Here is a 5,563-nt window from a genome sequence, read left to right as displayed (position 1 = left end):
TGAACCATTACAACTTGCAATAAAAAATAATGATAAACAAAATGTGAAAATAGAGCTTGAAAAAGCTATTAGACAGGTAATTTTAGAAAATTTAGATGACAACTTGGAACTTTTTAAATATTTTTCTGACAATCAAGACTTTAAGAAATCTTTTATCAGTCTAATATTGGACATCATAAAAGGAAAAAATAATGACTTACGAGGGAATTTATGAAAAAAGGTATTGTTGTAGACAGAGAGGCAAAATATATAGGTGTTTATCTGGCTGAGGAAGATAAGGTATATACAGGTATCCCAAGGAAAAAAGTTTTGAAAAAAACAAAAATATGTGCAGGTGATTATGTTTTTGGTGAAATTATTGATAATGAGAGTTTTGCAATAGAAGATATTGAAGAAAGGAAAAACCTTTTAATCAGACCAAAAGTTGCAAATGTTGATAAAGTCCTTGTAGTTCAAACCTTTAAACTTCCACCTTTTGATGATTTTTTACTTGATAATCTTCTTGTGGTTTATGATTATTTAGGAGTTGAGCCTGTTATTGTTTTTAATAAAATAGACCTTTTAGACGACAGTGAAAAAGAAAAACTTCAAGAAATCATAAATATTTATAAAGACGCCGGATATGAAGTTTATAAAATAAGCACAAAAACAGAAGAAGGGATAGAAAAGCTGAAAAATTCTTTGGAAGGTTCAATAATAATTGTTGCCGGTCCATCAGGCAGTGGAAAAAGCTCTTTAGTTTCAAAACTAACAGGTTTAAACCTTGAAACACAGGAAGTTTCTCAGAAAACTAAAAGAGGAAAGCATACAACAACACGGGTAACGCTTTATAAAATCTCACAAAATACATTTATTGCTGATACCCCTGGATTTTCAAGTGTTGACGCACTTGTGTTTATGGATAAAAAGCAGGTCAAAGATTATTTTAGAGAATTTTTGAGATATGATTGTAAATTTTCAAACTGCACCCATACAAAGGAGCCTGACTGTGGGGTCAAAGAAGCAGTAAAAAAAGGAGAAATATCATGCCAGAGATATAAAAATTATCTGAAAATTATAAAGGAAGATTTATCTCTGGCAGAAAAAATTTGCCAAAATTAATAAACTGAGCTTACTCCCTGCTCCTGAACTTCCTCTTCTTTTTTATTTTCTTTCAGTTTTTCTGCTTCCTCAGGGTTTTCTACAAGTCTTTCAGCAAGATAGTCAGCTAAATGCTGAACTTTAACTTTTTTATAATCTTCTCCGTGTTTATACATACCATCTGCTATATTAAATACACACCCCGGGCAATCACTTAAGACATACTCAGCCTGTGTTTTCTCTAAATCTTTTACTTTGTCTTTTTGAAGCTCTACAGCCACCTCATAATTTGCAACCGAGAAGTATCCAGCGAACCCACAGCACATCATAGCTTTTTCGCCTTCAACATAACTTGCATCAGCAACACTTTTAAGAACGTTTCTATAAACGTTAGGGTCTGTACTCATTGCTGTATAAGAGTGGCAAGGAAAGTGAAATGTAACTTTTTCACCTTCACCTTTGAAGGTTAAATATCCTTGCTCTTCAAGTATTTGGGCAAAGCTTTTTACTTTATATTTATACTCTTCTTCCAGTGCTCCACCGCATGTAGGGCAGGCAACAACTATTTCATCAAAATCATATTTATCTATTTCTTCTTTATTGTGTTTCATGAGTTTTTCAAATGCTTCAACATTTCCTGCATATAAATGGGGAGCACCACAGCATCTAATGTTTTCAGGAACAACAACTTCATATCCAGCTGTTTCCATAAGTTTTAGGACACTTTCACCTGTTTTACCATAAAAAGCATCTATCATACATCCTGTAAAAAATAAAAGCTTTCCTTTTTTCTCTTTTTTGGGTTTTACTACTTTACCTCTTAATCCAAATGGTTTTGCAGTTGGTTTTGGCATTAATTTAGTGTATTTTGGAATGCCTGTGTCTAAAAATACTGCATTATATTCTGGAACTTCTTTTTTAAATAGTTTTCCATAAGCATCCATTAAAGACGGTGCAAATTTCATAGCTGTTTTTGTAATAACATTACCCATCATTGCAAGACCGGAAAATACAGCTGTTTTAACTAAATCCTTTTTGCTAAGCTCCTTATTTCCCATATGGCGGGCTCTAAACATTATTTCTTTATATTCAACTTCATTTGGACATATCCATTCACATCTTCTGCACATTGCACACTGGTTCCACTGGGCAACAATATCTTCAGTTAACGGCATAATTCCATCTACTACAGCTTCTGCAAGGGAAAGTCTACCTCTTGGAGAGCTTCTTTCCTCTTTCACCACACTGTAAGTTGGACAAACAGACCTGCAAGCTGAACATTTTACACATTGATGTGCAAGCTCAACTGTAAGTTTTACATCTATTTCATTCATTATTATCCTCCAGATTTAAACCTAATACTTTGTTGTAGCATTTATCTACCTTGATTTTTCCTTCTAAAGCAAGCTCATTTACAATTTTTTGAATCTGATTTCTATTTATACCAGTGAGTTTTTCAATATCACCTGTTTTTAAAGGCTTATTGGAAAGTTTTATAACTTCTAAGATTTTTTCTTTCATACAGAAAATATATACCTATATAGGTAATATCTTTATAAGATAAGTCATATAAGAATAAGCTAATATTACTCCCAGAGAGCGGTAGTTAGATATTTTTCACCACCATCTGGACATATGAAAACAATAACTCCTTGATTTATTTCCCTTGCAAGCCTTACAGCCGCTTCAAAAGCTGCACCTGAAGACTGACCTACAAATATCCCTTCATCTCTTGCAAGTTTTCTTGCTTTTTCATAAGAAGAATCTGTATCTATAAACATAGTTCTATCAAGTCTATTCTCGTCAAAAATTCCTGGCTTTATTGAAGTTTCTATGTATTTTAGTCCTTCTATACCATGAAATGGGCTGTCAGGCTGAACACCTATTATCTGTATATCAGGATTAAATATCTTTAGTCTTCTCCCTGTTCCCATTATAGTCCCGCCTGTACCAATTCCAGCTATAAAATGTGTAATTCTTCCTTCTGTCTGATTCCATATTTCAACAGCAGTTGAATAAAAGTGAGAACGCCAGTTAGCATCGTTGTTATACTGGTCTATGTAAAAATATTTCTCAGGGTATTTCTTTACAAGCTCCCTTACATATAAAATAGCTCCGTCTGTACTCTGGAGTGGGTCTGTAAAATGGATTTTTGCGCCATAAGCCTGTATTATCTTTTTTCTTTCTTCACTTACGTTTGAAGGCATAGCAAGTTCTACCTTATATCCAAGGGCTGTTCCAACCATTGCAAGGGCTATTCCTGTATTTCCAGAAGTCGCATCAAGTATTATTTTATCTTTGGTCAGTTTTCCAGACTGAATAGCCTCAACAATCATCCTTGTTGCAGGTCTGTCTTTAACTGACCCGCCAGGGTTATAGCTTTCAAGTTTTGCATATATTTCAATATTTTTTTTCTTTATATCTTCAGGTAAAGATTTATCAAGTTTTACAAGTGGAGTGTTGCCAACAAGCTCCAGTACAGAGTTTCTTGTTTTTCTAACAGGCTCATCGTGATTTCCAAGTATCCACACTTTATTATCACCTTTTATAGTTTTTATAACTCTATTTTATCCTTTTTCAGATAGTTTTTGAAGTGAAAGTTTTATTAGTTCTTCCAAAGAATTTGTTTTTTGGGAAAGTTCTTTAACTATTTTTATAACTTTTTCTTTTTCAAATCCAAGAGAAACTAAAGCTTCTACAGCATCGTTAAATATTGGCTCTTCTGAAAAAGAAAGTTTTCCTTTTAATTCTAAAATTATTCTTGAAGCTGTTTTTTTGCCTATTCCTGGAACAGATGATAATAAATCTATACGGTTGTTTTCTACAGCCAGTGTAAAATCTTCATAATTAAAATTTTTTAATATAGAAAATGCATGTTTTACACCTATTCCATTAATAGATGTTAGTTTTATAAAAAGCTCCCGTGTTTGTCTGTCTTTAAAACCAAATAAACGGAAAGATTCGTCTTTAAAAGTTAGATATGTGTAAATTTTTGTATCTTTTTTTTCAAATTTATGGGGAGTTTCTATTTTTATGCCGAAATTTCCAGTCTCTATAACTATAAAATCATTTAAAACTTCAATAACTTTTCCTTTTATATAGTCAATCATTTCCCATCTTGTTTATTTTTGATGACAAATATATCATAAAATATTAAAATTAATAAATAAATGGAGGAAATTATGTATAAACTTCCAATGTATATAGGCGGACAGCCTGTAGATAAAGAAGAAAAAATAGATGTTATTTATCCATATACAAATGAGAAAATTGGGGAAGTTCCAAAAGGAAATCCTGAAGATGTAGAAAAAGCCATAGAAAAAGCAAAAATTGGCCTTCAAAAGTTAAAAAAACTTACTTCTTATGAAAAATACCAAATTTTAATAAAAGCTGCTGAAATTTTAAAAAGTAAAAGAGAAGAAGTGGCAAAAGCAATAGTTTATGAAGTTGGAAAAACAATTAGAGAAGCAAGAACTGAAGTTGATAGAGCTGTAAACACGATAACATTTTCAGCGGAAGAAGCAAAAAGAATTGGTGGTGAATATATGCCAGTTGATGCCTCTCCTAATGGGGTAGGAAAAAAAGGATTTTATTTTAGAGAACCAGCTGGAATAGCAGCTTGTATCACTCCTTTTAATTTTCCATTGAATTTAACTGCACATAAAATAGCCCCAGCTATAGCAGCAGGTTGCCCATTTATTTTAAAACCTTCAGAAAGAACGCCTATATCTCCTATAATGCTCTGTGAAATATTTTTAGAAGCAGGCGTTCCTGAAGAAGCAGTTTCGGTAATTCCGGGATTTGCAGATGTTGGACAGGCAATGACTACACATTCTGATGTTAGAGTAGTATCTTTTACTGGAAGTTTAAAAGTTGGAGAGATTATTGCAAAACAGGCAGGTTTAAAAAAGATAGTTATGGAGCTTGGTTCAAACTCAGCTGTTGTTGTTGATGAAGGGGCAAATTTACAACTTGCAGCTAAAAAATCTGTGTTAGGTGGGTTTGCAATAGCAGGTCAGGTTTGTATTTCTGTACAAAGAATATTAGTTCATGAAAATGTTGCCGATGAGTTTGAAAAACTTTTAAAAGAAGAAGTTTCAAAACTTAAATTTGGTGACCCAATGAAAGAAGATACAGATGTTGGACCGGTTATATCTCTTGATGAAGTTAATAGAATTCATACTTGGATAGAAGAAGCTGTTAAAAAGGGAGCACAAATAAAAATAGGAGGTATGTCTTGTGCTGAAGATAAAACTGTGTTCCAGCCTACAATAATAAGTAATATTCCTGAAGATGTTAAACTTTTTCATGAAGAAGCTTTTGCTCCTGTGATAACAGTTAAAAGGTTTAAAACAATAGATGAAGCTGTTGAGCTTGTAAATAAAACAAATTATGGTCTTCAGGTTGGAGTATTTACAAACAACATAAAAACTGCATGGAAATTCATTGAAAATGCAGAAGTTGGCGGTGTTATAATAAATGA

General features: G+C 32.6%; 7 protein-coding genes. 3 read left to right on the top strand and 4 right to left on the bottom strand.

The window, feature by feature from the left end:
* A partial coding sequence (locus tag HG1285_RS19745; protein WP_008288203.1) for a hypothetical protein occupies positions 1–214 on the top strand: 214 nt, incomplete at its 5' end.
* Entirely contained in the window at positions 211–1,101 is an 891-nt protein-coding gene (gene rsgA / locus HG1285_RS06170; RefSeq protein WP_008288202.1) for a ribosome small subunit-dependent GTPase A, read from the top strand. The genes HG1285_RS19745 and rsgA, both read left to right, overlap by 4 nt.
* Here rsgA and HG1285_RS06175 read toward each other — a convergent pair.
* From HG1285_RS06175 to ruvA, 4 genes are all read right to left on the bottom strand, one after another.
* Positions 1,098–2,414: a (Fe-S)-binding protein gene (locus HG1285_RS06175; protein ID WP_008288201.1), complete on the bottom strand. Its 1,317-nt coding sequence runs from the start codon at positions 2,412–2,414 to the stop codon at positions 1,098–1,100. The two genes, rsgA and HG1285_RS06175, sit on opposite strands and share 4 nt — an antisense overlap.
* Entirely contained in the window at positions 2,407–2,601 is a 195-nt protein-coding gene (locus tag HG1285_RS06180) for a FaeA/PapI family transcriptional regulator (protein WP_008288200.1), read from the bottom strand. Before HG1285_RS06180 ends, HG1285_RS06175 begins: the two co-directional genes overlap by 8 nt.
* A gap of 65 nt (positions 2,602–2,666) precedes the next feature.
* Entirely contained in the window at positions 2,667–3,611 is a 945-nt protein-coding gene (cysM, locus tag HG1285_RS06185; protein WP_008288199.1) for a cysteine synthase B, read from the bottom strand.
* Positions 3,612–3,647: 36 nt separating this feature from the next.
* Positions 3,648–4,190 carry a Holliday junction branch migration protein RuvA gene (ruvA, locus tag HG1285_RS06190; protein ID WP_008288198.1) on the bottom strand — a complete coding sequence of 181 codons (543 nt, stop codon included), beginning with the start codon at positions 4,188–4,190 and terminating at the stop codon, positions 3,648–3,650.
* Positions 4,191–4,262: 72 nt separating this feature from the next.
* Between ruvA and HG1285_RS06195 the strand changes: the two genes are divergently transcribed.
* Positions 4,263–5,563, top strand: a 1,301-nt coding sequence (locus HG1285_RS06195; RefSeq protein WP_008288197.1) for an aldehyde dehydrogenase family protein, incomplete at its 3' end; no start/stop codon positions are given.

The sequence above is a fragment of the Hydrogenivirga sp. 128-5-R1-1 genome (assembly GCF_000171895.1).
The sequence above is the reverse complement of the archived record's forward strand: the minus strand, read 5'-3'. Positions and strand labels throughout refer to the sequence as shown.

Coding starts and splice junctions, on each gene's coding strand:
- rsgA (WP_008288202.1), top strand. CDS start 211: ATGAAAAAAGGTATTGTTGTAGACAGAGAGGCAAAATATATAGGTGTT.
- HG1285_RS06175 (WP_008288201.1), bottom strand. CDS start 2,414: ATGAATGAAATAGATGTAAAACTTACAGTTGAGCTTGCACATCAATGT.
- HG1285_RS06180 (WP_008288200.1), bottom strand. CDS start 2,601: ATGAAAGAAAAAATCTTAGAAGTTATAAAACTTTCCAATAAGCCTTTA.
- ruvA (WP_008288198.1), bottom strand. CDS start 4,190: ATGATTGACTATATAAAAGGAAAAGTTATTGAAGTTTTAAATGATTTT.